2 protein-coding genes are annotated in these 1,932 nt (G+C 50.8%); both read right to left on the reverse strand.

The window, feature by feature from the left end; all coding sequences use genetic code 11:
• Positions 1 to 119: 119 nt before the first annotated feature.
• Complete coding sequence (locus tag AC5M9B_RS04850; protein WP_049228563.1) at positions 120 to 869, reverse strand: lysophospholipid acyltransferase family protein; 750 nt, start codon at positions 867 to 869, stop codon at positions 120 to 122.
• A 104-nt stretch (positions 870 to 973) separates the two neighbouring features.
• Positions 974 to 1,723 (reverse strand): GNAT family N-acetyltransferase, encoded by a 750-nt coding sequence (locus AC5M9B_RS04855; RefSeq protein WP_487648321.1) that lies wholly within the window; start codon positions 1,721 to 1,723, stop codon positions 974 to 976.
• Positions 1,724 to 1,932 lie beyond the last annotated feature (209 nt).

Here is a 1,932-nt window from a genome sequence, read left to right on the forward strand (position 1 = left end):
GCTGAGTCCTGTCGCATACAGAACCCAGCTTGCACAGAGCGCCTGAAAAGGCTTTTATGAGTGTCCAAGATTTGGGGACCAGTTCATTTTTCAGATGACCTTTCATTTGTTTTGACTCTTCAACCCAATTCTTTCAATTTCCGGCTCAAGATGCCGTGTACTTCCTGCGCCGTTTCATAGCGGTCTTCTTTGGCAGGAACCGGCTCCAGGAAATGCAGCTCCACTTTACTGGAAGGCTGGCTGATGATCATGCAGATGGATTGCCACAGGCTGGTATCGCCCACATAAGCCGCCTGAAGGTTGGGGCTTGAGCCGTCGGGATTGGGGTATCGGCAGAGCATGGGGATAATGGGAACACCTGCATCGTAGGCGGTTTGGAAAAAGCTGGGCTTGAACGGGAGGATTTCATAACCTTCCGTACTCGTCCCTTCCGGGAAAATGGTTACGGTATCGCCGTTTTTGAGAGCCTCGGTTACGGTGGCGATTTTGGCGGTATTGCCTTTGGTGCCTTTATTGCGTGAAACGTAAACGGTTTGCGCCTGTGTGGCGAGATAACCGACCACCGGCCATTTGGCGACATCGTCTTTTGCCACAAATCGACCCGGGAATGCACCGTTGACCGCCATGATGTCCAACCAAGAGATATGGTTGCTGATTAACAACTGCGCCTGCCCTTCCTGAGGCAACGTACCGAAGGTTTCCAGCTTCATGCCGCATGAAGCGAGGACGCGCAGCGACCAGATTTGGATGGCACGCAGTTTGCGCCGTTTACTGTAAAAGGGAAACAGGAAGAACATTTCCGCCATACCGTAAAGCAGGCAGAAGCCGATACAGAGCAGGCGGAAAGTAAAACGTAGTTTGGCAATCATAAGGTTGTGGTGTGTGTATATTGGTATAGGGTGAAATTGCTAAAAATCGTTGATTTCACAATAGTTGAGGTCGTCTGAAAAGGTTTTCAGACGACCTTTACTCTTTATGGTCTGGGGGCGAAACGCTGGAGGTAACGGTCTGCCAGACGGGTAATGTCCATCATGATAAGCACGTCGGCGCAGTTGAACGCCTCATCGACACATGGCTCGCCGCAAAACCATGCGCCTGCGTTGAGGTAACCTTTAATCAGCGGCGGAACGTCAGGCTTGTCTGACGGGGTAATTTCGTCCCACTTGAGCGGATTGAGCGGCTTGACGCACCATTTTTCAGGCGCAAGGTATTTGGATTTCAGGGCATGATACAGACCTGCCGCATCGCTGCCGCCGTCGTGCATATCAATGCTGCCGCAGCCTATCATGAAGCGCAGGTTTTCGTCTTTCATGAATTTGACCAAACCCGACCACAAAAGCATGACCAAACCGCCGTTGCGGTAGTCGGGGTGGGTGCAGGCGCGGCCGAGTTCGACGGTTTGCGGCAAAATGTCTTTCAAAGGGGATAAGTCAAATTCATGTTCGCTATACCAGCCGCCGACTTTTTTGGCGGTTTCTTCGGTAATCAGGCGGTAGCAGCCGATGACGTCTCCGGTTGCATCGTCAAAAGCCAAAAGGTGGTGGCAATGTTCGTCGTAAGGATCGACATCGCGACCGTCGTCGCTTTCGATTTCTGCACCCAGTTCTTGGGCGAATACCTGATAACGCAAGCGTTGTGCTGCTTCAATTTCCGCCTGCGTTTCCGCAAGGCGCACGCTCAGACCGATTTTGGGGCCGGTTTGGTTGAAACGGCTGGAGGACATTTGACTTCCTGTCGGATGAAAAGAGTTGATTATAGCGGATATGGCAGAGGATTTATATTTCTACCCGGTTGGATGCCTTCATTTGCCGGTTGTTAGACGGAAAGTGTTGGTAAAAGGTCGTCTGAAAACACCTTGGCTTGATTTCATAAGATTGCCCAGTATGGCAAAAGCAGCATAACTGACCACTGATTTAAATCAATTATTAATTA

The organism is Neisseria flava, from assembly GCF_982712965.1.

Coding starts and splice junctions, on each gene's coding strand:
- AC5M9B_RS04850 (WP_049228563.1), bottom strand. CDS start 869: ATGATTGCCAAACTACGTTTTACTTTCCGCCTGCTCTGTATCGGCTTC.
- AC5M9B_RS04855 (WP_487648321.1), bottom strand. CDS start 1,723: ATGTCCTCCAGCCGTTTCAACCAAACCGGCCCCAAAATCGGTCTGAGC.